This window comes from Rhodothermaceae bacterium, assembly GCA_009838195.1.
Taxonomy (GTDB): domain Bacteria; phylum Bacteroidota; class Rhodothermia; order Rhodothermales; family Bin80; genus Bin80.
This window is the reverse complement of record VXSC01000008.1, coordinates 1-24,118: the sequence shown is the minus strand read 5'-3', so window position 1 is coordinate 24,118 and position 24,118 is coordinate 1. Positions and strand designations below refer to the sequence as shown.

Annotated in this window: 15 protein-coding genes, 2 tRNA genes and 1 riboswitch; of the genes, 10 read left to right on the top strand and 7 right to left on the bottom strand. The window is 49.2% G+C overall.

The window, feature by feature from the left end:
- Positions 1-17: 17 nt before the first annotated feature.
- The gene (locus tag F4Y64_01470) at positions 18-563 is read right to left on the bottom strand and encodes a cob(I)yrinic acid a,c-diamide adenosyltransferase (protein ID MXX96267.1); all 546 of its coding nucleotides are present in this window, start codon (positions 561-563) and stop codon (positions 18-20) included.
- A gap of 108 nt (positions 564-671) precedes the next feature.
- The gene (locus tag F4Y64_01465) at positions 672-1,610 is read right to left on the bottom strand and encodes an ABC transporter ATP-binding protein (protein ID MXX96266.1); all 939 of its coding nucleotides are present in this window, start codon (positions 1,608-1,610) and stop codon (positions 672-674) included.
- 392 nt (positions 1,611-2,002) lie between these two features.
- On the opposite strand from F4Y64_01465, the gene F4Y64_01460 reads away from it, so the two are divergent.
- On the top strand, positions 2,003-2,770 hold the full coding sequence (locus F4Y64_01460) for a phosphatase PAP2 family protein (protein MXX96265.1): 768 nt from the start codon (positions 2,003-2,005) through the stop codon (positions 2,768-2,770).
- Here F4Y64_01460 and F4Y64_01455 read toward each other — a convergent pair.
- A complete protein-coding gene (locus tag F4Y64_01455; protein MXX96264.1) occupies positions 2,754-3,698 on the bottom strand; it encodes a threonylcarbamoyl-AMP synthase in 945 nt (314 codons plus the stop codon). The two genes, F4Y64_01460 and F4Y64_01455, sit on opposite strands and share 17 nt — an antisense overlap.
- Positions 3,699-3,758: 60 nt before the next feature.
- On the opposite strand from F4Y64_01455, the gene F4Y64_01450 reads away from it, so the two are divergent.
- From F4Y64_01450 to F4Y64_01435, 4 genes are all read left to right on the top strand, one after another.
- Positions 3,759-3,831: transfer RNA gene (locus F4Y64_01450), tRNA-Phe, on the top strand.
- Positions 3,832-3,894: 63 nt separating this feature from the next.
- Positions 3,895-3,969, top strand: a tRNA-Asp gene (locus F4Y64_01445).
- Between the two features lie 486 nt (positions 3,970-4,455).
- Positions 4,456-4,710: riboswitch (cobalamin riboswitch) on the top strand.
- Positions 4,711-4,804: 94 nt separating this feature from the next.
- Positions 4,805-6,634, top strand: coding sequence for a TonB-dependent receptor (locus tag F4Y64_01440; GenBank protein MXX96263.1), 1,830 nt, complete (start codon positions 4,805-4,807; stop codon positions 6,632-6,634).
- 12 nt (positions 6,635-6,646) lie between these two features.
- Entirely contained in the window at positions 6,647-8,008 is a 1,362-nt protein-coding gene (locus F4Y64_01435) for a T9SS type A sorting domain-containing protein (protein MXX96262.1), read from the top strand.
- A gap of 261 nt (positions 8,009-8,269) precedes the next feature.
- Here F4Y64_01435 and F4Y64_01430 read toward each other — a convergent pair whose 3' ends face one another.
- The 3 genes from F4Y64_01430 to F4Y64_01420 form a co-directional block, all read right to left on the bottom strand.
- Positions 8,270-9,529, bottom strand: a complete 1,260-nt coding sequence (locus F4Y64_01430) for an ATP-binding protein (GenBank protein MXX96261.1) — start codon at positions 9,527-9,529, stop codon at positions 8,270-8,272.
- A gap of 630 nt (positions 9,530-10,159) precedes the next feature.
- The gene (locus F4Y64_01425; GenBank protein ID MXX96260.1) at positions 10,160-10,978 is read right to left on the bottom strand and encodes a hypothetical protein; all 819 of its coding nucleotides are present in this window, start codon (positions 10,976-10,978) and stop codon (positions 10,160-10,162) included.
- A 56-nt stretch (positions 10,979-11,034) separates the two neighbouring features.
- On the bottom strand, positions 11,035-12,051 hold the full coding sequence (locus F4Y64_01420) for a methionine synthase (protein ID MXX96259.1): 1,017 nt from the start codon (positions 12,049-12,051) through the stop codon (positions 11,035-11,037).
- A 284-nt stretch (positions 12,052-12,335) separates the two neighbouring features.
- Here F4Y64_01420 and F4Y64_01415 point away from each other — a divergent pair, with 284 nt between their 5' ends.
- The 5 genes from F4Y64_01415 (at position 12,336) to F4Y64_01395 (ending at position 23,203) form a co-directional block, all read left to right on the top strand.
- On the top strand, positions 12,336-14,255 hold the full coding sequence (locus F4Y64_01415) for a T9SS type A sorting domain-containing protein (protein ID MXX96258.1): 1,920 nt from the start codon (positions 12,336-12,338) through the stop codon (positions 14,253-14,255).
- A 108-nt stretch (positions 14,256-14,363) separates the two neighbouring features.
- Positions 14,364-17,111, top strand: coding sequence for a TonB-dependent receptor (locus F4Y64_01410; GenBank protein ID MXX96257.1), 2,748 nt, complete (start codon positions 14,364-14,366; stop codon positions 17,109-17,111).
- Positions 17,111-20,512, top strand: coding sequence for a hypothetical protein (locus F4Y64_01405; GenBank protein ID MXX96256.1), 3,402 nt, complete (start codon positions 17,111-17,113; stop codon positions 20,510-20,512). The genes F4Y64_01410 and F4Y64_01405 overlap by 1 nt, the downstream gene beginning before the upstream one ends.
- A gap of 7 nt (positions 20,513-20,519) precedes the next feature.
- Positions 20,520-21,569: a PorV/PorQ family protein gene (locus F4Y64_01400; GenBank protein ID MXX96255.1), complete on the top strand. Its 1,050-nt coding sequence runs from the start codon at positions 20,520-20,522 to the stop codon at positions 21,567-21,569.
- A gap of 5 nt (positions 21,570-21,574) precedes the next feature.
- Positions 21,575-23,203 carry a T9SS type A sorting domain-containing protein gene (locus F4Y64_01395; GenBank protein MXX96254.1) on the top strand — a complete coding sequence of 543 codons (1,629 nt, stop codon included), beginning with the start codon at positions 21,575-21,577 and terminating at the stop codon, positions 23,201-23,203.
- Here the strand turns inward: F4Y64_01395 and F4Y64_01390 are convergent.
- Positions 23,169-23,972 (bottom strand): SIS domain-containing protein, encoded by an 804-nt coding sequence (locus F4Y64_01390; protein ID MXX96253.1) that lies wholly within the window; start codon positions 23,970-23,972, stop codon positions 23,169-23,171. The genes F4Y64_01395 and F4Y64_01390 overlap by 35 nt on opposite strands.
- Positions 23,973-24,118 lie beyond the last annotated feature (146 nt).

Sequence of the window (24,118 nt, the reverse complement as noted above, 5' to 3'; positions counted from 1 at the left end):
GTGCCGATCGCGATTACTCATTGAACCCATCTCACATCAGGAGTACCTGAATCATGGTTTGCCCGCCGAGCAAGAACAAAAAGTAGATCAGATAATCGGTTAAGATACTGGAGAACGTACGGATTTGTTGAGATAGTATCCAGGTGTTCTGAAAGGGCACGTTCTGCACGCCGACATATTGCACGTGCCAGATGCAGCATGGAAGCTGCTTGGGTGCCACCTGGCAAGATAAAATACTGGAGGCGCTCTAGCTTGGCGTCCCAGTCGTCAATTGCTCTCTCAAGGGCCTGTACATGTTCCTGCTCAATGCGTGGGACCGTTGCCCGTGAGTCAGCAGGTGTTGCAAGATCTGCCCCAAGGGTAAACAATTCATGCTGAAGATGCACGATGAATGAGCGCATAGATTCCGACTGAGCAGGCAATACTGCACAGACAGTACCCAGAGCAGCATTGATTTCATCTACGGCACCCATAGCCTGGACACGTGGATGAAATTTTGGTACTCGACCTCCACCAAAAAGCCCGGTGGTGCCATCGTCTCCAGTACGGGTGTAGATCTTCATGAGGTGCCTTGGAGGTAGCCATCGATTATGGCTTACTCAATGCAGGTAGGCGGTTAAAGCCCGGTAGTTTTTAAGATACGTCATTTCCCTGATTGATCTGTTTGGAGGTTAGGATTTTAGGGAGGATACATAGGTGATTCTATGTTCGCCATTCTGGTTTATCCCAACACTGGCGCGCATTTTGAATACGTTGGCGAATAATTCATCGTTCAAAATATTTGCGGGACTACCATGATCAATTTGGTATCCTCGGTGCAATACCAATAGGCGGTCGGAAAATTTTGCTGCAAGTTCAAGATCATGAAAGACAGCAAGAATAGTTTTTCCTTTAGTGGCCAAGTCTTTCAACAATTCAAGGAACTGGTACTGATGACTTATATCCAGGTGAGCAGTGGGTTCGTCAAGTAGGAGCAGTGCCGAATCCTGTAGGATCGCTTGCGCGAGATATGCGCGTTGACGTTCACCGCCGCTAAGTGATTGGACAGATCGTTTCGAAAAACCCGAAAGTCCAATCTGTTCCAAGACTTCGTTCAGTGACTCCTGATCTTGACGGGAGATTCCCTCCAAAAGCGATTTGTGTGGCAACAATCCCAATAGGACAAGCTCTTCCACCGTAAAATCAAAAGAAAGTATGGGGGCTTGTCGGACAAAAGATATTTTACGTGCCAACTCCCGTCTAGGCCACTCGCTGACTTCTTTTTCTTCGAGCAGGATTGACCCCGAGTACGGTAAATAGCCACAGATTGCGCGAAGTAGCGTCGTCTTCCCGCAACCATTCGGTCCAACAAGCCCAGTAATCGTTCCTGGATGCAGATTAAATTGAAGAGAATGAACAATTGGAGTCCCCAGAAGCTGAATGCTCAAATCAGCAACGGTCAGCAGTGGGGCCGTTGGGGTGTCTGGAACATTGTTGTTTGATTGCGTAACCTTCACGAATCGGGATGCGGTTGATGATAGCTTTTCGGATTGTACTGGCGTTAACGATAATTGGTGGACTCGGTGCCTGCGACGCCGGGGAGGATCAGGATACATTCGAGAATGAAGCATTTTCAGATCCAGAGGGATTTACGAAGACAGCTGAAAATGGGGCCATCCAATCCAAAGATGATGACGACTGGCGGATCTCTCCGGTGTATAGTGGGCGTATCGTTATAGATCCGGCTTTTCCCAATCCAGTCCCACCAGGGGCATCCGTTGCAATTCCAGTTCGCATTCGATTATCCAATTCCGTTCAGGGAGGCCTAGAAGTCACCAGTTATGACAGTAATAGAATCCCACGCAGATTAGACAGTATCTCGAATGCCAGCGAGACCGGCTCCTACGTCTTTCGATTTATGCCGAGTGTATTGGGCCTCGAAGGGCTAATCAGAGTATTTATCGTAGATACCCGGGGTAGGCTGGTATCGTATGGAGATATACACATAAACGGATAACGACTGGTGATGAAGCGATGGAGCATTTTTTCGGGGTTGATCTGCATGCTCATAGCTTATACTGCTGAAGCACAGTCAGCAGATCCGCTGAGATTTGTACGCTGGACAGTTGGAGATATAACTGCGGTTCCTCAGGCGACATTAACAGTTCGGACGGGGCTGACACTCGGAGTTGCTGCTGGCGGTATTTTGGCGGTGTCGCATTTTGATCGTAGTCTTTCAGGCGAGGCGAAAAAGTTTGCTGATTCAACGGCACCTCGCATGCGCAGGGTGTTGCATGAAGTAGGCAATGCCAATATTATCCGTCCCATGGCAGCGATCGTGTTTGTGGGATCTCTGACCAGTGGTGATATCTATTTTCAGGATGCTGCGTTCACCTCTCTGGAGTCAATTGTTTTGGCAAACCTGCTAACGAATGCACTCAAACTTGTAGTTGGGCGTGCCAGGCCACATGCTGATTTAGGCCCTAATTCGCTTAAGCCCTTCGGTGGAGATCGTTCCTTTCCATCCGGGCACGCTACAACTGTTTTTGCCGTTACGACCCCATGGGTTTTATACTACCCTGGTATTGCATCGGGAGCCCTCTTTGTTCTGGGGGTAGGGACTGCAGTGGTGAGGATGGCAGATGAATATCATTGGTTCAGCGATGTACTGGGAGGGGCATTGATTGGATTTGGGACTGGGTATCTGCTCTCACGGAGGCATCAGCGTTTGGCGGGTGGACCACAACTGGGATTGAGCGCAAACAGGATCTCCCTTACTTGGACGATTTAGCTGCGCGTACGAGACGATCCATCAGTGCGTGGCCGAGCCCGGATTCGGCGACCCCCTGGCAGTAAATCATTGTGATCCCCAAGCGGTCACAGTCTCTGAAAAACTCAAAAAGGTAGTGACCATACTCTTCGACATGATTTGGGACTAGGAATTTCTTGAATTGCATGTCTGAAGGCGGTGCCTCAAGGCCAATGTAACCTGTGTGATTCCCTGGATTTATCTCTTCAGGATGACTTACAATTTGAATTTTAGCAGCGGGTGTATAGTGATGGTAGCACATTCCGGGACTGCGAAATGCTTTGGGGGCATCGGTTGAAAATTCTGGAATCACAGTACGCAGCGTTTCCATACTGATTGCTCCTGGCCGGAGAAGCGTAGGTGCGGTTTCGGTGCAGTCGACAACTGTTGATTCAAGACCCACGGTTGCCGGAGGGCCGCAAAGAATACAGTGGACACGGTGATTCAGATCTTCTGCAGCAGATTGCCATGTGGTAGCACTGGGGCGACCACTAATGTTAGCAGAAGGTGCAGCAACCGGAGTACAGGCGGATTCCAAAAATTTTCTGGCAATTGGCAGACCGGGCATTCGGACCGCAACAGTATCCAAGCCACCAGTAACAATCGTGGGGATGGAGGGATGTCGAGGAAGAATGAGAGTCAAGGGCCCAGGAAAAAATGCTTCCATCAGTTTTTCTGCGATAAATGTTACCTCAGATACCACGCGCAGAATATCTGAAAGTGATCCTAGATGAACAATTAACGGGTTGGAAGAGGGGCGTCTTTTTGCCTGATAGATCTGTGCAACAGCGTCTTGATCAAGGGCGCTGGCCCCAAGCCCGTACACCGTTTCGGTTGGGAAAACTGCCAGTTTACCATCACGAATATAGGTCGCAGCTTTAGCTGGATCCTCAGTAAAATGTGTATTCATAGTCTTCGACGGTATCCGACTGAAACCAGAATCCTTCGTAATGGGTTTATGCGCTCTGCCGGTCAGGTAGCTCAGGTGGTAGAGCAACGGACTGAAAATCCGTGTGTCGGGGGTTCAAATCCCTCCCTGACCACAGCAAAACAATCATGGGTCGCAGTTGTTAAAATAACTTGGATCTCGTAGTTTTACTTTTGCTGGTCCGGTAGTTCAGTTTGGTTAGAATGCTGGCCTGTCACGCCAGAGGTCGCGGGTTCGAGTCCCGTCCGGACCGCATGAAGGGGGCGTCTCACTGTTGAGATGCCCCCTTTTTATTGTCGGTCATTCTCTTTTTTCCCAACGTGTTGCCTCCATCCGAAATTCCAGCAATTCTTTATGCAATCGATCCGCTGTCTCGTCCAGATCATTGAAATATTCACGCCGATTGAAAATCAACGGAGGATTACAAAATCCAAGGTTGCCATGATGTGATCATAGTTGAATCGGATGCATTTCTGCGAGGCTGTGAGCCTACGAAAAGATGATCAACTTACGGAGCCCGTGGCATACTGGCACGCAGGGACTCCGTAAGCATCATTTCGACGCGCCAAGATAGGTAATGGAAATGAATTTGCCTTTTGGTGGTTTGTGACTCCATTCAAGATGCACAGCTGCCTGAACCGTGCGGGGAGGTTTTCGTCTGCAGGCTTACACCAACATACCGAACACTTCCTAGGTAATGGCTCTCCACTTGACAAGGAATAAATCTTTATTCGTATATTGCGGCCATTGCGCCTTCGGTCCGGGCATTTTGCCTGGGTAAAGGGGAATCCGGTGCCTTCTTGCTGCAAGAATAAGCCGGGACTGTACCCGCAACTGTAGGCCGTACGGAAGTAGTGATACTTTCAGAGAAGAGGAGAGAGGGAGTACATAGTCACTGTCTGAGTTGATGGGAAGGCTATGAACACCGCTTCTTCGGGCACACTGAGTGTGCGTACGGCGAGTCAGGAAACCTGCCGACGGGAAAACGCGCCACCAACCTCCGGGCGTTGAGGTCTGTGGTCGGCATCTGCTGGGATGACCAGCTGACGCGGCGGCCGGGATCTCTTGATTGGGGTTCAGGCACTAACATGCTGCGTATCCTACTTCTTTTTTGTGCACTTCAGCCGCTTCCGGTCTTCGCCGCGCAAGTAGCCGATAGTACTGTGGTGCTTCCTCCGATTACGGTTACCGCTTTGCGGGTGCCCGTTTCTGTAGTGCACGCCCCCATACGGACGCAGGTGCTTGATCGGAGTGCCATCATTGAATCTGGCTCGCTGACCGTGGATGATCTACTGCGCCAACGTTCTGCGTTGTATGTGCGACATTACGTAGGAGGGTTATCTACATTATCTCAGCGTGGCGGCACGGCCTCACAAACTCTTGTCCTGCTGGATGGCCACCGAATCGCAAGCCCACAAGCTGGACAACTGGATCTGTCCCTGTTGCCAACGATACTGTTGAATGCGGTAGAGGTCACCTCTGGCGCGGGTGGAGTTCTATATGGCACCGATGCTATTGGCGGTGTGGTAAACCTTCAAACAGCATCCTCCGAAAACCTCATCACAGTACATGCTGAGACAGGAGCATGGGGAAAACGTCGTGGTGCCGTTTACGGAACCATGCGCAAGGGACGCCTAGCGGGCACAGTGGCAGGTGAGATAGATCGGTATAGAGGTGACTATCCTTACCTGAATCGTGCACTGTTCCCCCCGCAAGAATCACCCCGCGAAGGAGGCGACCAACAAAAACGTTCGATCTTCGGGTCAATGACATGGACCCGACCCAATGACGAATGGCGGGTGAGTGCATGGTACAATGACGCTGAACGTGGGCTGCCGGACATTAATTCCTCGCTGCCCGCAGGTGAGCGCCAGTGGGATGAGCATCTGCGTGTCTGGACACATGTTAGGCGGAAGTGGGCGTGGGGTTCATTGAAGGCCGGGGGTCTCGTGCAAGCGGGGGCGCTCCGTTACATCAATCCACGTATGCACATTGATAACACTGGGCGAACGATTTTATCATCTATCCAGGCCGATATTGAACTAACGCCAATCCGCGCCTGGCAACTGGGTGGAGGAGTAGAGGCGGGTTTTGGTCAAGCAGATCACCCAAGTCTGCGACAGGGTAATTTGGAGCGTCGTTATGCTATATATGCCCACGCGATAGGTAACTGGGGGCCGATATCCATTTACCCAGCCCTGCGCGTGGATCATTATGCCCGACCAAAAAGGATTAGTCCAGTCATTCCCAGTCTCGGAGTAAATGTCCGTCTGAGACGCAACCTCCATCTAAAGGGCACGGCAGCCTCGGCATTTAGGATGCCTACCTTTAATGACCGGTTTTGGTTACCGGGGGGGAATCCAAATCTGAAGCCTGAACGTGGTGAGGCTTACGATGCCGGTCTGATATGGCTGTATGGTGGGCTTCAGATTGAAATGACCACCTTCATGATCCGGCTGCGCGATCAAATTGTTTGGCAGCCCACGCCGACCGGGTACTGGGCACCGCTGAACGTCAGTCGTGCGACTAATTACGGCCTGGAAACCTCTGTTGATTTTCAACGGCCGCTTACTACGAGGATGAAAGCTCAAGCTGGTTTGGTGTGGATACGTGTGGCACAGAAGAGCGATTTGTTCTTGCGGCTTATCCCACGGAATGCAATCAAAGGCCACGCACACTTTCGCTGGAGGTTTTTGGCAGCCAGTATTGCCGCAAATTACACTGGCGCACTTGCGGTAACGTCGGTTACGGAATCAGATCCCTTTTGGCTATTACACGGCCAACTGAAGATGTACATGGGTCCTGTTTCCTTGGGTATCCACGGTGAAAACCTTCTGGATGCCCGCTACGAATATCTGCCGGCCAATCCAATGCCTCCGAGGCAAGTACGGCTGGTTCTAACTCTCACCTTTCACTAAATATTCTCAAAAATGACCAAGTTTTTTCGGTTTTGCACCTTGATGTTGTTGATCTCCGCACCGGTTTCCGCGCAGGAAATTCATGGCGTGTACATTGCTAATCAAGGGAATTTTTCTGACGGTAATGCCTCGATTACATGGTACGATTTATCAACCAGACAGGCAGAGCAGGTTCTATCTGACTTTGGCACTATCGCCCAAAGCATCACGCTACACGGTAATTATGGCTATATCGCATCAAATACATCAAACAATGTAGATATTTTAGACTTATCCACTAATATGCGTGTCGGCCAGATTCGTGAGGTAGCCAGCCCGCGATATATCAGCGTGGTTGGTCAGGACAAAGCCTACGTATCTGAGCAACTGGATCCAGGCAAAGTCAAGGTGCTGAATTTGCAGTCACGGACTGTGTCCGGCTCTGTAGACACAGGCTCTAGGCCTGAGGACATTGCCGTGGCGGGCAGTCGTGCATTCGTGGCCAACTCAGGATGGGGTAGTGACTCTACGCTTACGGTAATTGACACCCGGACCGATACGGTAATTGAAACGATCGATTTGGGATGTGATGGTCCCCGGCACCTTGAAGTTGACCAGCAGGGCGATCTCTGGGCATTTTGTACGGGCAAAACGGTCTGGAATTCGGACTTCACTCAGATAGTCGATAGAACCAATGGCGCGGCCGTCGTGCTGAATCCGCAAACCGGTGACATCCTGAATCGCATTGAATTCAGCCACCAAATCGGCTCAAGTGGGCCTGGCCAAGATTCCCATTATAGCCCCGAGAGTGAAGAAATATTTCTGATTCGTAGCGACAGTGCGATGGTCTTGGTTTTTGATGCCACCACAAACATGTACAAGGAGTCCATCCCCTTCTCGGGGACCGAGAGTGTGGGTGGTCTGGCTTACGATGCGACTGAGCGCCTGTTCTACATTGGTCGATTTGACAGTAACCCGCTCATAGGCTTTACACAACCCGGTTTCGTTCAGATTGCAAATCGAGATGACCTGTCAGAAGTTGGTCGATTCACTGCGGGCATTGCTCCAGCGCATTTCGTCTTGCATAGATCCCCTCAGGCTACAGCCGTGGATGAAATTGGCGTGCCTCAAGTTGTAAGTTTGTCACCAGCCTATCCGAACCCCTTTAATGACTTCACCACACTCACTTTTGCGCTTGAACGGACTCAGCAAGTATCTCTGGCGATCTATGATGCATTGGGTCGTGAGGTTGCCCATCCGGTGTCTGGTCTACGGTCAGCCGGAGAGCATCGCGTTGTATGGGAAGCTGACCAGTTGCCGGCGGGGGCTTATTTCAGTCGGCTGATGATTGATAGTCAGGTAGTGGCCACCGAAACGCTTGTACGGACCCATTAATCGTATCCGTGCGAAAATCCCCCAGCACCCCGATGAACCTCCAACATGTGCACAAATCACATGACGAATTCTCTCACTAATTGATCCCTTATTTCACACGGGGAGGTGTCATTTTTGGTGGAGCTTAGGTGGGCAACCCTAGTCCCAAAACCCTAACTTGACGAACCTCCACTAAGAATGGCACACCCCCGGAAAAGACTTCGTACAGCTTTAGCGGTAGCGCCCCCTGAGTGGATATGAATTCTTCTCATCTTGACTACTTCACGGTTTTGAGTCGGTTTCCCAGAGCATGCGGATAGGGACGGCAAACATCCCATTCCCAAAACTTGCACAAAGTTCTCCGTCATACAGCAGTGCACCAAACGTGAATCTATCTTCATGAGCTGCCTTAATCTTGCGTAGTACTTTGAAATCGGAACTAATTATCGAAGCCCCCGCCTTTATTTCAATGGCGGCTAATTTGGAGCCTCCCAGTTCAATGATCATGTCTGCTTCAATCCCGTCACGGTCTCGAAAATGATAGAACTTGTATGGTTTGCCCGATGAGCTGACTTGTCGTCTCAATTCCTGAAAGACAAACGACTCTACGAGTTGACCCAGGAGGCTACGGTCATTCAGTAAATCATTTGCATCAACATTCAATAGTGAACATGCAAGGCCAGTGTCGCCGATATGAATTTTGGGAGTCTTGGTCATCCTTTTCATGCGGTTGCTGTACCAGGGTGGCAGTCTCTTGATCAGGAATTGGCGCTCCAGAATTGCCAAGTAATGCCGAACCGTATTGCGATTCATTTGCAATCTTGCTGCGATAGCGGACACGTTAAACAGTTGTGCAGATAAACTGGCTGCAACAGTAAGTAAACTGGGAATCGATTCAGGAGAATGAACCTTCAGCTGCCCAGAAATATCATTCTGAACCAAGCTGACGACATAGCTATTGTACCAAGAAGAGCGTATGCTATCTACAGGGATCGCCAGAGCAGGGGGATAGCCACCAGCCACAATTCGATCTGCTAGATTACTTCCAAGAGGCTCGAATTGGCTCATTCGGAAATCTCCCGTAAACAATCGCTCGAGGAAAGGGACCGATTTGGTTTGTTCAATTTCCACTTGAGACAGAGGATGTAGGCGAACGATGAGCATGCGACCAGTGAGCGCATCCATCAACCCAGGTAGATAAAGGACATTGGTTGAACCAGTCAGGATAAATTGACCATTCCTTCGCTGACGGTCCACAGACAGTTTTAGTAGTCGGAATAGCTCTGGGACAAGCTGAATTTCATCAAGTATGACGCGGTTTGGGAGTGCATTCATAAACCCCGTCGGGTCGCTTTGCACTGCTGTTAGGGTTTTCGAGTTGTCGAATGTATAATAGGAATATCCGAGTCGGTCACCAATCAGTTTTGCCAAGGTTGTCTTGCCAGATTGTCGAGGGCCATGAATTAATACAACTGGCGAGTGTGGAATTAACTCGGCAAGATACTGTTCAGATTGTCGAGGAATAAATTTTTGTGTAGTCATTTGTGGTAGATTTTCAGCGAATCATACAGCAGACGTTGAATTATATTTTCGTGTTGATATCGTTGATAGTGTTATCGGCAAATTGTCAAAATAATTTCGGCAGATTGTCAATTAACGATTCTATGAATAATTAGTTCACCAGAGAAGTTCAGTACCGAATGCCGGTTTGATTCTTTTGATAGGCTCCATACACGGATATACGGTATATTAGAACAATGTAATGGTCTTCGGCAGATTGTCAGCAAGTATTTCGGAAAATTGTCAATATACCCTCCGGCAGATTGTCAAAAATATTTTGGATGAACCGCAGAATGCGTGGCCTCGCGCCCTTCCCAACATCTCACGCTTAAGTTCAACTCGTCGAGGCTTCAATTAAATAAAGAGATACAGACCGGGAACAGCGTTGGAGACCTGATCAAGTTGAGGTTCTTACGGGGGATCAACGATTCCAATGTCGTTGAATTTCAGGGAAATCAGGACGATGTTGGTCTGTGGAGCGCGAACATGAATGGAGGGGATACTCTTCGCCTGGGCTTGATTCGACAATCCCCTCTTTAGCTGCAAGTTGGTGAAATAGAAGCTACTAACAGATCACCGCGAGGTTAAACGGAAATACGCCTGAGAACTGAATCAGAAGTAGAGAATCGCTTTTACGGAAAACCCGGTTTCACTTCCATCAAGTGATATGGGAACCCTGGCTTCTTCCCCCGAAAAGGCTTCCCATTCTTCTTTTCCGTACTGTGTGTGGTGCAATTCGCCGCGGACCCCTAGCCGATCTCCGATCATCTTTTCGATTCCCGCGCCTACAGTAAATGTGTAGAATGTTTCGTCATGGGAATCGGTACCTGGATCAAACTCCCCCGGCCCGCAAAGTTCAAGCGGATTAAAGCACCCGTCGTAGTTGACAATTAAATCTGCATCCAAGCGGCGTACTCTGCCGAGAATGTAAATACCGGTATCCGCGCCAAGAAGCGAAACCATGAACGAGGGGCTCACACGGAACATCAATGCCGCACCATAGCTGTTATTTCTCTTCACACTCCACTTGTCGGGCCAAGCCTCTCCATACTGGGTTCTACTATTGGATTGTCCGTCTCCGGGAAACATACCGTTTGCCGCGCCGCCGTGGAATTGCACATCAATCTCAAGGCCTATGTCAAAGGTGTTGCTTGGGTCCAAATCTAGGCGGTAGCCGACGAGAAATCCCGTACTAAAACCTGATTCGCTCGCTGAAGCGCTCGTACTGTAGATATTTCCTCTCTGCAAATAATTCGCCGGTACATCCGTATTGTCCACGGTTTTTGCATGTTCAAAGTTAACGTGCTCAGTTCCGACGAAAGTGCCTGCGTAGAAACTTTTATTCTGCGCGACTGCGATCTCGGAAACACCGATCATCATCGCAATTACGATCATCATGCTCCGAGAACCTGTTTTCTGATTTTTTGGCATTCTATCTATGGTTTCTTGCCACTCAATACGAATCGTGACACCCTATTACAAAACTGCTATACACCCAATTCAGATCTGACTATGCGTGTACCTTCAACGAGGGCATGCATCTTCGCACGTGCCGCCCAGCGCGCAGTTTCACTGAAACCACAGTCTGGAGCAAGCACCAACTGTTCTGCAGGTACATGTTGTAAGACTTGACGGATTCGATCAGCGACAATTTCCGGTGTCTCGATAAAGTAATTTTTTACGTCAATGACGCCCGCGGCGACCTTCCGGCCAGTGGCAGCAATTTCGCCAGCAAGTTCTAATTCTGCCATTTCCCGGTTGGCAAATTCCAGATGAATCTCCCCTGCTGCAATGTCAAGGATACGTGGGAAGAGGGGAGCGTATGTCCGATGAGCAACTGGGCGACCGATATAGTTACCAAAGCATAGGTGAAGTCCGATTTCTGCGTCTACACCCTCGACGCATTGATTAAAGAGTTCAACATGTTTACCTGGCGCATCTTTATGGACTGCAGCGGATGGCTCATCCAGTTGAATAAAAGTGGCACCAACCTCAACCACAGCCTTCAGTTCAGAATTGATGATTTCGGAAAAACGGGCAGACACCGCCATGCGGTCAGCATAGATTCCCCCGGTCTGGATCCGTCCTGCGAGTGTATAGGGGCCAGGGCAGGTGACTTTTAAGGGCCGATCAGTGCGAATGCTTGAATACAGAAACTCATCAACCAGTCCAAGTCCATTGGGTGCGGAGAATGGTTCGACAGCTTCATAGCGCTCGCGCTGGTCGTGTCCTCCCGGCCCCAGTTTTCGAAGCGGTTCAAGAGCACGTAACCCATCCAGTCGCTCATAAAAGCCAGCAGTAAAGAAGCCAAATCGGCGCATTTCTCCATCACTCACGATATCAATACCTGCTTCTTCTTGGTCCCGAAGTGCCATATCCACCGCGTCATCAAGCGTCTCCTGAATGTCCAACGGACCATATTCGCCGCGTTTCATCGCTTCAATTGAGCTAATGAGCCAAGAGGGGATGGCATAGCTACCGATTACACTAGTCGTCAGCATCATATAAGGATTGATCAGATGAGGCAAAAGGTAAGAGAATTTTAGCGAACTCTCAAAGGGTAATAGTGCTTGGACGAATTTGGATGGGTCAAAATGCTACTTGAAAATCGTGCAGTAAGTAGAGTATGAAGAACCTGTACGCAGCTATGCATAGCCTTAGGATGTACATGGCCACAATTGTTACGAGATTGCTTATATTGACGCGTTGAGCCATTGGGATTGCCAGTCGAAGTCAGAGAGTGCCTTGGGCTGCAGCCTGAACATCTATAATTAAATCACGAAATCACATGTACAGAAACACTTTACTATTCTTTTCCCTTCTGCTTTTTTGTGTAGCTCCTGCAATTGCTCAAAAAGTTGACTTTGAGTGGAAGCCCAGCCAGTCAGAGGGGTTTGCTGGTCAGATATTGACTCTTGACTATGACGCGCCTGCTTACATACCTGGTATTCATTCTGGTGCTAGAAGTATTGCTGGCCCGGTCGATTTGGACGGTGATGGACAAATGGAAGTTGTTCTTAGTGATTATTCAGGGGGTGGCCGTGTGCACGTACTTGAAAGTATTGGTGTAGACACTTGGGAGTTGATTTACTCTTCCCCACCGCTGGAGCCTACTTCAGGAACTGCGAATAATGCTAGAGGAGTCGGAGCAGGAGATTTGGACGGTGATGGTATGGGAGAAATTTTCCTTTTTGTAGGGTATGGGATTGCGGATGATAACATCATCAAAACATTTTTTGCTGGACCACGACTCGCTGCCATGGAAGCCACGGGTAATAATGAATTTAGTGGGCTGCCCAGTCTCTGGGATTTTGATGGAGATCTTCCTGATCGGTGGAGAACTGAACAGATCAATATGGCTGATGTGGACGGAGACGGTATCCAAGAGTTGCTCTTTGGAAATAATGGGAGTAACAATGCTTACGATAGCTGGTATGTAGTCACCGCAAATGACCTAGGTACGCCGCTTGCAACATGGACACAAGAAGCGAGATGGAGCAGTAGGAGTTCGGAAGATTATGATCCAGTTAATCGCGGAGGCGGTAGTGCATACGACATCCTTCCGGCCGATTTGGATGGAGACGGAACCTACGAGATTGTACTGCAGAGTTGGAATAATTTGAATTTTTCAAATGTTGATGTACTCGCTCCTAACTTGTACGCAAGTCCTGTAGGGGATAATGCCTACGCGAGATTAGGTCCTGGCGACACGGTCTCCTTGTTTGGGTGCACGGCAGTGGATATGGATGGGAATGGAGATGATGAGGTTTATTGCCCAGATTTCAACACTCGCAGAGTGGCTCTAATCAACTATGAAGCTGGCGAGAATCCATTGGAGATTCACTTTACTCCAGATACAACCGGTGCTGATTTAAGTATGAATAATGCAGTCTATCCGATTGTTGAGAATGCAATAGGCTGGGGGATCACATCCGGTGATATTGATATGGACGGGATTCCAGAATTGATTGGAACAGGCCCAGGCTATCCTCCATCAGCCTGGGAAACTGGGGCTGCCCCCAGATGGGTCACAATAGTAGACTTCAATGGTGGGGACGATGTGGAAGACCCAGCGAACTACTCGGTGCGGAATGTCGAATTCCCGATTCCATCTGAGTTGATGTTTAATACGGTCAACCGCGACAGCGCGGGAACCATGACGACTTATCTTGAAGGATCGGGTGGAGCCGCACATCAATTTGCTTACTTGGGAGACGTAGATGGGGATGGGCAAAACGAGGTTGCAATGAATTTCCAAGCGGTTTCCGATAGTGTCTTTGTAATCAGCGAAGTTTTCAATCCTGCTGACTCAACGTACACCCGTACAACCACATCTGCCGCTCCCAATCCCGGGCGGGCGTTCCTGCGTATTCTTTCGGGTGATGGAATCGCTACTCGTATTTCAAATGACAGGGTGATTATTCCCACTGATTTTGAGCTGCATTCGAATTATCCCAATCCGTTCAATCCGTCCACGACATTCTCATTTACGCTTCCAGTGGATAAGCGTATCAGTGTCAGAATTTATGATATGACGGGACGCCTGGTTCGAACTCTGATCAATGACGAGAACTACGCTCAGGGTACGCACTCCGTCGATTGGAATGGACTGGGGGATAGTGGGATGGCAGTTGCAAGTGGTCAGTATATCTACACCTTGGAGTGGGGCCAGTTTAGACATGCAAGACGGATGGTTCTTGTAAAGTAGTGTTATGAGCTATGCCAGATGGAAGGGACGACTCATCCCTTCCATCTGGTCTGCTCACGGAATAAGTTGGTTTTGAGGATCGTTCGTGTTGTGAATCTCTGATAACACATGCGCAAACTTTGGGGTCTCGTATTCCTGACTTGTCTTTGGTGTATGCCTGCGTTGGGGCAGGGGAAAGTTGCCGGACACATAGAGGATGCGGGTAACGGGGAGGAGCTCATCGGGGTTGCGGTTCTTATTGAAGGCACTGGGCGTGGTACCACCACAGATGTGGAAGGGAACTACGTGTTGCTTAACCTGCGTCCCGGATTCTATACGCTCGTATATTCTTACATCGGCTACCAGAGTCAGCGCATCACAGACATCCAGGTTACCAGCGGTCAGACTACCCGGATTGACGTTAGACTCAACCAGTCAGTTATTGAGGGGGAAGAGTTAATCGTTCAGGCAGAGCGTCCCTTGGTTCGGAAGGATTTGACTGCCTCCCAAAAAACGGTGATTTCCGAAGAAATTGAAGCACTTCCCGTGGAGAGCCTCTTTGGGGTCCTCGCTACGACTGCGGGCGTAACGACCGGAGCCAGCGGAGAGCTGCATGTGCGCGGGGGACGCAGTAATGAGATTTCCTATCTAGTTGATGGACTTGCCGTCAGCAATCCATTCAATACGAACGGCATCAATACACGCGTGGCGATTGATGCCATAGAAGAACTGACGGTGATCTCTGGAGCCTTTAACGCGGAATACGGGAAGGCAATGTCTGCAGTCGTCAATCTGGTCACCAAGGAAGGTGGAGAGGAATATGAAGGATCAGTCACTGCTTACGGGGGAGACTATGTGACGCGAAATGAGGATCTGTTCCTTTTGCCCAAAGGAGTGAATCTTAATTCCACGACCATAGAAGGGTCTCTCAGTGGTCCCATCCCTTTGGGTCCCCGATTGCGGTTTCTAGTTTCAGGGAGGTACGATAATAGCGACGGTCATCTGTACGGAATACGGCAGCATTTGCCGAGCGATTCAGCGAATTTCAACAGTAATCCATGGTACTATGAAATCCATGGTAATCCTTGGTGGGATTACGCAGACAGTACCATCACTCTCCCTGATGGGAGTGTAGTTGGAGGACGAGGGCTTGCACTTCCTAATGAACGTGTAGCAATGAACCCGAGTGAGCGGTTCAATGTGCTCTCAAAATTGACGGCTAGGCCAACGAATAATACACAGTTGGAGTATTCGTACCTGATTGATAATAGCAAGGCAAAAGGATTCAGTTTTGGGTACCGATATAATCCTGACGGGGTAGCCAGTAATCAGCGTCGGAATCAAAATCACAGTTTGCACTTTACGCATACTCTGGATACGCGAACATTCTACACCGTCAAGCTTTCTTGGGCTAAGGCTTCGTATGAGTACTTTCTCTATGAAGATCCGTTTGATGAACGCTATGTTAAGGATATCGGAGGGATTGGTGGGGGCAATGTCACTGGCTTTCCGGGAATCAATTATCTCTTTGGGGGGAACCAAAAATCCCATATCTACGAGGATTCCCAGTCCCTTCGTGGTAAGGCAGACTTTACGCGCCAGTTCGGGATCACACACGAGGTAAAGGCTGGAGTCGAAGTTCAACAGCACAGTCTGAGCCGCCAGAATTTTGTTGTACTCTTTGATGGTAATCGGTATTTAGAACCCACGGTTGAGCCGGTAGATAATCCGTCCCACGACCGGTATGATGATCAGAAAGTCCTCGAATTGAGTGCGTATGCTCAGGACAAGCTTGAATTCGATAACTTTATCATTAATGCAGGGTTGCGATTTGAGCGCTTTGATCCAAATGGTACCTACATCCCAGATCTGTTTAACCCTCAGGGAGAGTTGGGTCAGGCATCTACCAAAAACTTATTGCTTCCCCGCCTCGGAGTCTCATTTCCGATCACGGAACGCGGGATCATTCACTTTTCCTATGGACACTTTGCGCAAATGCCTTCCTTGCGCAATCTGTTTGTAAATCCAGAATTTGAATTTCCCAAGGGGAGTGCGCCAACATTTGGCAACACAAACCTGCGCCCCGAACGGACCGTGCAATATGAGTTTGGAGTGCAGCAGCAAATTGGCGAGTTATTAGCAATTCATCTGACGGGGTATTTCAAAAACATACGAGACTATATGGCGCTGCAGCTCGTGCGCCACTCTACGATTGCCGGAGAAGATCTCTACAATATTTACCTGAACAAGGCATATGCGAATGTGACCGGGCTTACTGTTTCCTTGACCAAGCGCCGGGCGCGTGACGGGTTTTTGTCGGCCACGCTGGATTACACGTTCCAGATTGCGGAAGGAAGTGATGATGATGCGAATCGGTTTTTCTTTAATCGGTTATCTGGCCGGGAGAATGAGTTAGAGGTGGTTCCACTAACCTTTGATCAACGCCATGTGATCTCTTCCACGGTGACTTTGTCGCGTTCCAGAAGGCTGGGACTCTCGTTCAGTGGTCAGTTCGCTACAGGCTATCCATACTCGCCGCTGATTCTGGATCAGAATGTGGACCTGCCTACACGCAGTGGACGCAAGCCAGCGAAATTGGACATAGATGTACACCTATTCAAGGAGTTTAATGTGGTCAGTGTACCGATCCGCGCCTTTGTAAAGGTCTTTAATCTATTGGATCGCTTGAACGAGAACTTTGTCTTTAACGATACGGGTCGTGCAACCTACTCACTATCAGCGCAGCGGAACCTTCATGCCACATGGGAACGGAATTATCATCTTCCGGGCGTTCATACCCTAGAAGAATATGATACACGGCCGCATTGGTACTCTTCTCCACGTCAGGTACGAGCCGGTCTAACGGTTTCTTTCTAATGAATCTTAGATTCGGGATTTCTTTGGTTCTGGGCCTATTTCTAGTCACTAGTCAGGTCCATGCTCAACAAAACCAAACGGAGCGCTTGCGAGGCTGGGATCAGCATGAAGTCAATGCATGGCTCACCAACTTGGGTAAGATACCCTTTCGAAAAGGGGCAAATCTGGATTGTGAAGAAGGACTGACCAACCGCCGGGATGTCATATTGAATGGCAATCGGATTACCACGCAGATCTTCAACTTTGGGTCAATCTCTGCTCCCGGCAATACCATCACGGATATTGTATGGAATGGTCTCGGCTATGGCTATGAGTTTGGGCCCTTCGTTGCAGCAGAAATCGTTGACACCTATCGGGAAGACGGGCGTGCTCGAGATCCTCAGAGTGTTCCCCTGCGGGATGACAACGGCAGGCCGGTATTGGATGAGAACGGGAATCAGGTATATGTGATGCGGATTGTTTCTGATGGCCTGGTTTCCAATGGTGGAGAACTCTCGCCGGATGGCTCTGAGTATTGGGGTTGGCAACCTATATCGTGTGCGGAGCCCGTCGGGAGTTTCGGAGGGCTGCAAGTCGTGAATCCCCAATCCATCAAGATTCCAACAAACGATGACGCGGATAATGATCTGGATGGGAAACCGGATTCATGGCCGGATGACTGGTACAATGAAACTTTAGAGCAGTACCTGTGGCCTGGCGCACTCCGACAAGGGGCCTCCAATGCGGATAAGGAGACCCTATATTTTATGAATGACTACAACAATAGCGAGTTCAGCTACTGGCCCTTCCCCAGTGACAGTACAAAGAGAGGACTGGGGCTGGAAGTGGAAGTTCGGTTGTACCAATGGGCAAACCCTTTGGCAGAAGATGTGATCTTTTTGATCTACAAAATCACGAATAAAAGTGAGAAAGACCTTGATAAAGTGATTTTTGGAATGTGGGGGGACCCGCACGTAGGAGGCCCAAACGACTGGCCGGATGACTGGGCGTTCTACGACGAAAATCTCAACATGGTTTTTGCTTGGGACGATGATGGTATTAGTGACATTGCTGGGCGCGTGCCGGGGTATTTTGGATACAAATTTCTGGAAAGTCCAGGGGTTGATGACGATGGTATTGACAATGATGATGATGGTCTCGTTGATGAATCATGGACGGACGGGATTGATAATGATGGGGACTGGAATCCTGACCTTGATGATGTCGGTGTAGATGGCATCCCAGGTACTGGTGATGAGGGAGAGGGCGATGGGGTACCGACTGCGGGAGATCAGTTTGATATTACAAAGCCTGGAGAGCCAAATTTTGAATTCACGGATATTGATGAAAGTGACCAGTTTGGACTTACCTCTTTTGCTTCCCCACCTTTTGCAGGAAATCGGGTCAGTAATGATGAACGTGTGTGGGGATTTGTTCAGCCTGGACGATTTGACGTTGTGCCAACCACACCGGGAGATTATGTGTTTCTCTATGGATCGGGATCTTTTGGGCTCCGGGCCGGAGCGACCAAACGGTTTTCAATCGCGCTGATTGTTGGCCAAAATCGGGAGGACTTACGACTCAATGCAAATATAGCCCAACAGATCTACGATGTGGGTTATGTCTTTGCGAAACCGCCACAGAAACCAAATCTCCGAGCGGTGCCGGGGGACAAGAAGGTCACACTGTATTGGGACGATGCAGCTGAGGAATCTGTGGATCCGCTCACACGAGAAAGTGACTTTGAAGGTTATGTGATTTATCGTTCAACCGATCATGAGTTCTCCGATCAGCAGACCATTACAGATATCAACGGAAGTAATTTTCTTTTCACGCCGCTCAAGACTGTACTCGGAGTAGATGCCCGGTTTGATCTGGACAATGGCTTAAATGGTCCCAGCCCGATCCCATTTCCCGGTCGAGGAGTAACCTATGACCTAGGTGATGATACGGGACTCTTCCATACGTTTGTTGATTCCAATAATGTCGTGAATGGACAGACGTACTATTATTCAGTTGCAGCTTATGATCGGGGGTTTGCAGGTGCAGCCGGGGATGCATTCGCGAATGGAATTCCACCAAGCGAGACCAGCAAAACGATCACGTACGATCCAACGACGGATCGGTACATTTTTGATGTAAATACTGCTGCAGTTATACCGGGCCCCAGGGTAGCTGGCTATGTCTCTGCGTCGGCATTGGATCCATCAGGCTTAACCCATAGTAGTGGACACGCAACCGGTACGATTGTCATCAACGTAGTTGACGAACTGGCAGTCAGGGATAATCAGGCCTATCGTATTGAGTTCGATGAGACTGAGGAGGGGATTGCGTATTCGGTTATCAACGAGGGGCCGGTCACGGCAATCATTCGGGCAGCACCCGGGAAAAGCCAAAGCACATTATATGAGAATATTGTCGAGAGTTCTGTAGAGCTTCGAACCGAAGACGGTCGACTTCTGGCACGTGATACCGACTATAGCGTGAATGGTCAGTTAGGGACCATCCACATAAATCCGAGTGCAGGGGTTCGTGCTGGGGAAGAGTTGATGGTCTCTTTTCAATACGCACCGATTTTTGAAAGCAGGTATCTGCAGAGCGAGGAGGCTAACATTGTATTTGAAGGACTTCACATTTTTGTACAGGAAGATCCCCTGGAATTTGATGTGGAAGCTTCTGGATGGGTCGGTAACAGTACAGACATTCCCTTTCAATTTCAGCAAGCAAGCACCGGTCCTGGACGCAGGACTCAGCCCTTCGACTATGAAATCAGGTTTGCAGACTCTCCAATCGGTACCGGTTTTAGTAACAATATTCCGATTCCATTTGAGGTTGTCAATGTGACACAAGCCAATCGTCCAATTCAGGTATTCGTTCCAGATGTCAACCGTAATAGGGTGTGGGACGTAAATGAACGTATCGTATTTCTGGAGCAATTGGATGGGGAGTTGACTGCTACCTGGGAGATACGTATGGACGATATTGGTACAACCCCGCAAGATGGGGATGTACTTTTTGTAGCTACTCGAAAGCCATTTGCGGAAGGAGATCAGTACACATTCCGTACCGTTGCAGCGGGAACGGACGACACGTTGGCGGCTCAGGAATTACAGGATATCTATGTGGTTCCGAATCCATACGTTGCCACATCGGTATTTGAGCCTCGCAATCCGATTTCACGTGCCGAACGGGGTGAGCGAAGGTTGTATTTTGCGAATGTACCCCAACAGTGCACGATCCGAATCTATACCTTGGCAGGAGAGTTGGTGGAGACCCTTTACCATGATGCTCCACTGGACAATGGAAAAGTGTTCTGGGATATGCGAACCAAGGACAATATGAACTTGGCGTATGGTCTCTATATCTTCCACGTAGACAGTCCAGCTGGGTCCTACATCGGAAAATTTGCCGTGATCAAGTAAATCTCACATGGCAAGATTCATTTATGTGCTTATTGTGCTTTTGGGGGTGTCTACCAATGGTTTGGTCATGGCACAGGATGATCCGGCTTCACTTGAAGAAGGGACCATTACTCGTGTTGGAACTACGGCTGCCCAATTTCTAAAATTAGGTGCAGGGGCACGCGCTATTTCCCTTGGTGGTGCATATGTGGCCGAAGCAAGCGACATGAGTGCCGTGTACTGGAATCCGGCAGGGTTTGCACGGCTTTCGGGTAGCCACTTGCAACTGAGCAATACTCGGTACTTGGCAGATATTAACTACAACTTTGTCGCGTTTGGCACGACGGTGGAGCCGGTTGGTTCTATAGGACTCTCACTGCTGATGGTGAATAGCGGAGACATGCCTGTTCGTACAGAGATGGAGCCGGAAGGGACGGGAGAGCAGTTCAACGCCCTCAGTTTTGCACTTCAACTCACCTACGCGCGAAACCTAAGTGATCAATTTTCGATCGGTGGGAGCTTGAAATTTGTTCAGGAGCGTATTTGGCACAGTAAAGCTTCGTCCATTGCATTTGATATAGGGACATTATTTACTACACCATTCGAGAGGCTCCGTCTTGGAGCTAGCATGTCTAACCTGGGTCCCAAAATGCGCATGGATGGGCGGGATATTCTTTTCAGTGAAGATCCGAGTCCGAATACGATTGGAACAGCTGAGATCGTCAATGCGCAGTACCGCATGGATGGATTCTCCATGCCATTAATTTTTCGAGTGGGCTTAGCCTGGGATGCAATGGATACTGGAACCCATCGGATTCTGATCACGACTGATGCTGCGCATCCCAATGATAACGCAGAATATGTAAATGCAGGTGCAGAATACAGCTTCCGGGACCTCATTGCGTTCAGGGCTGGGTACCGAAACCTGTTTGAGCCTGATACCGAACAGGGATTGACTGCGGGTGGCAGCCTCATGGTTCGTATCAATAGGGATCTGGCTACAAGATTTGATTATGCATATGCTGACTTCGGACGCCTGACACAAACCCATTGGTTTACCTTCAATCTTTCCTTTTAGGATTAATGAGGTCATGGTTTTTCTGCCTTCTTTTGTTGTTTTCTTTTGTAACAACAGCCCGGGCACAGCTTCTGCATGACGTTATTCATGCAGAAATTGAACTTCAATCCCCGGAGATTACTATCCTAGGAAAGACCCTGACAGTGAGTGTTGTCAGCCATGAACTTCCTGCCGAATTCACCGGAATTGCCCTACAGGGTTTCACGGACAGTGATTCCCTATCTGGTAGTGTTCGCTTTCTTGAACAGGATGGGATCTGGGGAGAATGGCAGGCATTCTACATCGTCCGTAGTGCTACGGATAATGCATTTCTTGCGGCATACCGTGGGGACCGTGTCCTTAAGGCATCCAGCTTGGAAATTCGTTTTGCAGTGGATTCCTCTTACGAGGTGCGCATACTGAGTGCGGGGACCTTTGATCAGCGTCTAGATGATGAGGATGGGTTTGGTCAATCAACCCAAAAGGTTGAAGAGAGTGATGATTTTTTGATCCGAGCACCTCACATTCGTCGACGCACGGAATGGGGAGCACAGCCATTCCGAGGCACCCCGATCCCCCTGAATCGCCCAAGTTATGATTATATGACCTTGCATCATACTGCGGGGTTTGCAGCGACGACACTTGCGGAAGGATTGGAGCAGGTTCGTCGGATTCAGGATTTTCATCAGAATGGTCGTGGATGGAGTGATATTGGATACCAGTTTCTAATGGATCAAGAGGGACGCCTGTATCAGGGACGCCCTTTTTTGAATGAGTCAGAGCCTTTTGATCAGGGGCCGCGTTTGGCTCATGGTGCCCATGCCGGAGGGGCAAATACAGGGAATATTGGGATATCTCTCATGGGATGTTATCACCCTCCAGAAGGTGCAAGGTGTCGTGATGAAATGACGTTGTCGGCTATTGATTCGTTAGTGGCCACCTTTGGCTTCATGTCTGAGCGTTATGAAGTGCCTCCAGACTATATGCGAGGACATCGTGATTTTGGCAGTACCGCATGCCCGGGAGATAATAATTATCGGATGCTTTCAGATTTTATGATGAAAGTAGAAGATCTGCTGTTGAGAGGCAATAATCTATTGGGAGGGGGAACCATCATAGCTCGGCTCAATCAATCGGGTATCGTGGGGCTCAAGTGGGAGTTTACCGCGGATTACGGCATTGATGAATTTGTAATTCGGCGACGTGAAAAAGATGAAAGAGTCACAGAGATCACCAGAGGTGAAGGTGCTGTGGACGGAAGTACGATTGATCTTCCTAGCGTGGGGCAACATATTTATGAGCTAGTTGCTCTTAACAAGAGCGGTCAGCAGCAGAGACTCGCAATTGACGAAATTTCTGTAGAGCCCGAGCTCACCAGTGTTTTGGCACAATCCTTCCCGAATCCAACGTCCAGCGAGACCACCATCAGATATTTTCTTGAAGGAGAATCAGGTGTCGTTTCTTTGGAGGTTTTTGACCTCAATGGTCGGCTAGTGATGACCGGGGAAAATCAGCACAGGGACTCCGGACAGTGGTATGTCACGACCTTGGATGCATCCACCTTGCCGGGTGGAGTTTATCTATATAGAATCCTGGTTGACGGATTTGCTTCTACGGTCTTTACGGCGACCAAGCCGCTGATTGTCCTTCGGTAGCTCCGTAAACTCTGCGGACCCGGGCACGGTAATCATCAAAACACTCATCAAATCTGGCCGCGGATGCCTCACTGCCGATATGGTGACTGCTCGTCAATACAATCGGTGGCATGCCACAGTTGGTGAGTTTCTGAGCAACCAGACACTTTAGGCTGTTGACCAGCAGTGCGACACCGACGGTAGAACCTGGACCGATGGGGTCAGGGTGTCCCTCTATATGAACCATTGCATCACCTGCAGGCACGCAGTTATCCAGGATAACATCACCCAAATCCGTGAGCCGCTTCCCACTACTGTGCTGAGTAGGGGAAGCATTACAATGTGCCTCAGAGACGACCACAATAAGTGGCAGATTTCTGGCTTTGGCTTCCAATGCCACCTCAACGACAACTTCATTGACACCACTGTTGGAAAACACGATAAAGCTGTCTGGGGGTTTGAGGACAAAGTTGCGAAGGATTGTTTTTCCTAGTCCCTCAACACGTTCAAGAAAGATAGCTTGGCGCTGGCCATTCGCCCCCACGACTTGGTTATGATAAGTGAGAGATAACTCTACAATTGGGTGAAACCCTGGGAAACTTCCATAGCGGGGAAACATTTCTTCGACCGCCATACGAGAATGGCCGGACCCAAAGAGATGCACCAGACCACCTCCCATAATGCTTTGCGTGCAAATATCCGCCGCTTCTTCCAAGGCATCCATTTGACTTCTACAGATTCGTTCCAGCACACGGCTGGCCTCGTTTAGATAGGCTTGGGCAGGATTCATTCAGATTGTATGTTTTTTTGGGAATTATTGCGGATACTTGCTATCTCTCGACATGCCTCGTAAGATACAGGATTTTTCTTGTTTCCCTCCTCGATTCCCTGGTATAGTAGGACGGCCGTCAGATAAGGCTACGGGGCGCTATGTAT

Bases quoted from the DNA above. Each gene is read 5' to 3' on its own strand.
- F4Y64_01470 (MXX96267.1), bottom strand. From the start codon at position 563: ATGAAGATCTACACCCGTACTGGAGACGATGGCACCACCGGGCTTTTT.
- F4Y64_01465 (MXX96266.1), bottom strand. From the start codon at position 1,610: ATGCTTCATTCTCGAATGTATCCTGATCCTCCCCGGCGTCGCAGGCAC.
- F4Y64_01455 (MXX96264.1), bottom strand. From the start codon at position 3,698: ATGAATACACATTTTACTGAGGATCCAGCTAAAGCTGCGACCTATATT.
- F4Y64_01440 (MXX96263.1), top strand. From the start codon at position 4,805: ATGCTGCGTATCCTACTTCTTTTTTGTGCACTTCAGCCGCTTCCGGTC.
- F4Y64_01435 (MXX96262.1), top strand. From the start codon at position 6,647: ATGACCAAGTTTTTTCGGTTTTGCACCTTGATGTTGTTGATCTCCGCA.
- F4Y64_01430 (MXX96261.1), bottom strand. From the start codon at position 9,529: ATGACTACACAAAAATTTATTCCTCGACAATCTGAACAGTATCTTGCC.
- F4Y64_01425 (MXX96260.1), bottom strand. From the start codon at position 10,978: ATGCCAAAAAATCAGAAAACAGGTTCTCGGAGCATGATGATCGTAATT.
- F4Y64_01420 (MXX96259.1), bottom strand. From the start codon at position 12,051: ATGATGCTGACGACTAGTGTAATCGGTAGCTATGCCATCCCCTCTTGG.
- F4Y64_01415 (MXX96258.1), top strand. From the start codon at position 12,336: ATGTACAGAAACACTTTACTATTCTTTTCCCTTCTGCTTTTTTGTGTA.
- F4Y64_01410 (MXX96257.1), top strand. From the start codon at position 14,364: ATGCGCAAACTTTGGGGTCTCGTATTCCTGACTTGTCTTTGGTGTATG.
- F4Y64_01405 (MXX96256.1), top strand. From the start codon at position 17,111: ATGAATCTTAGATTCGGGATTTCTTTGGTTCTGGGCCTATTTCTAGTC.
- F4Y64_01400 (MXX96255.1), top strand. From the start codon at position 20,520: ATGGCAAGATTCATTTATGTGCTTATTGTGCTTTTGGGGGTGTCTACC.
- F4Y64_01395 (MXX96254.1), top strand. From the start codon at position 21,575: ATGAGGTCATGGTTTTTCTGCCTTCTTTTGTTGTTTTCTTTTGTAACA.
- F4Y64_01390 (MXX96253.1), bottom strand. From the start codon at position 23,972: ATGAATCCTGCCCAAGCCTATCTAAACGAGGCCAGCCGTGTGCTGGAA.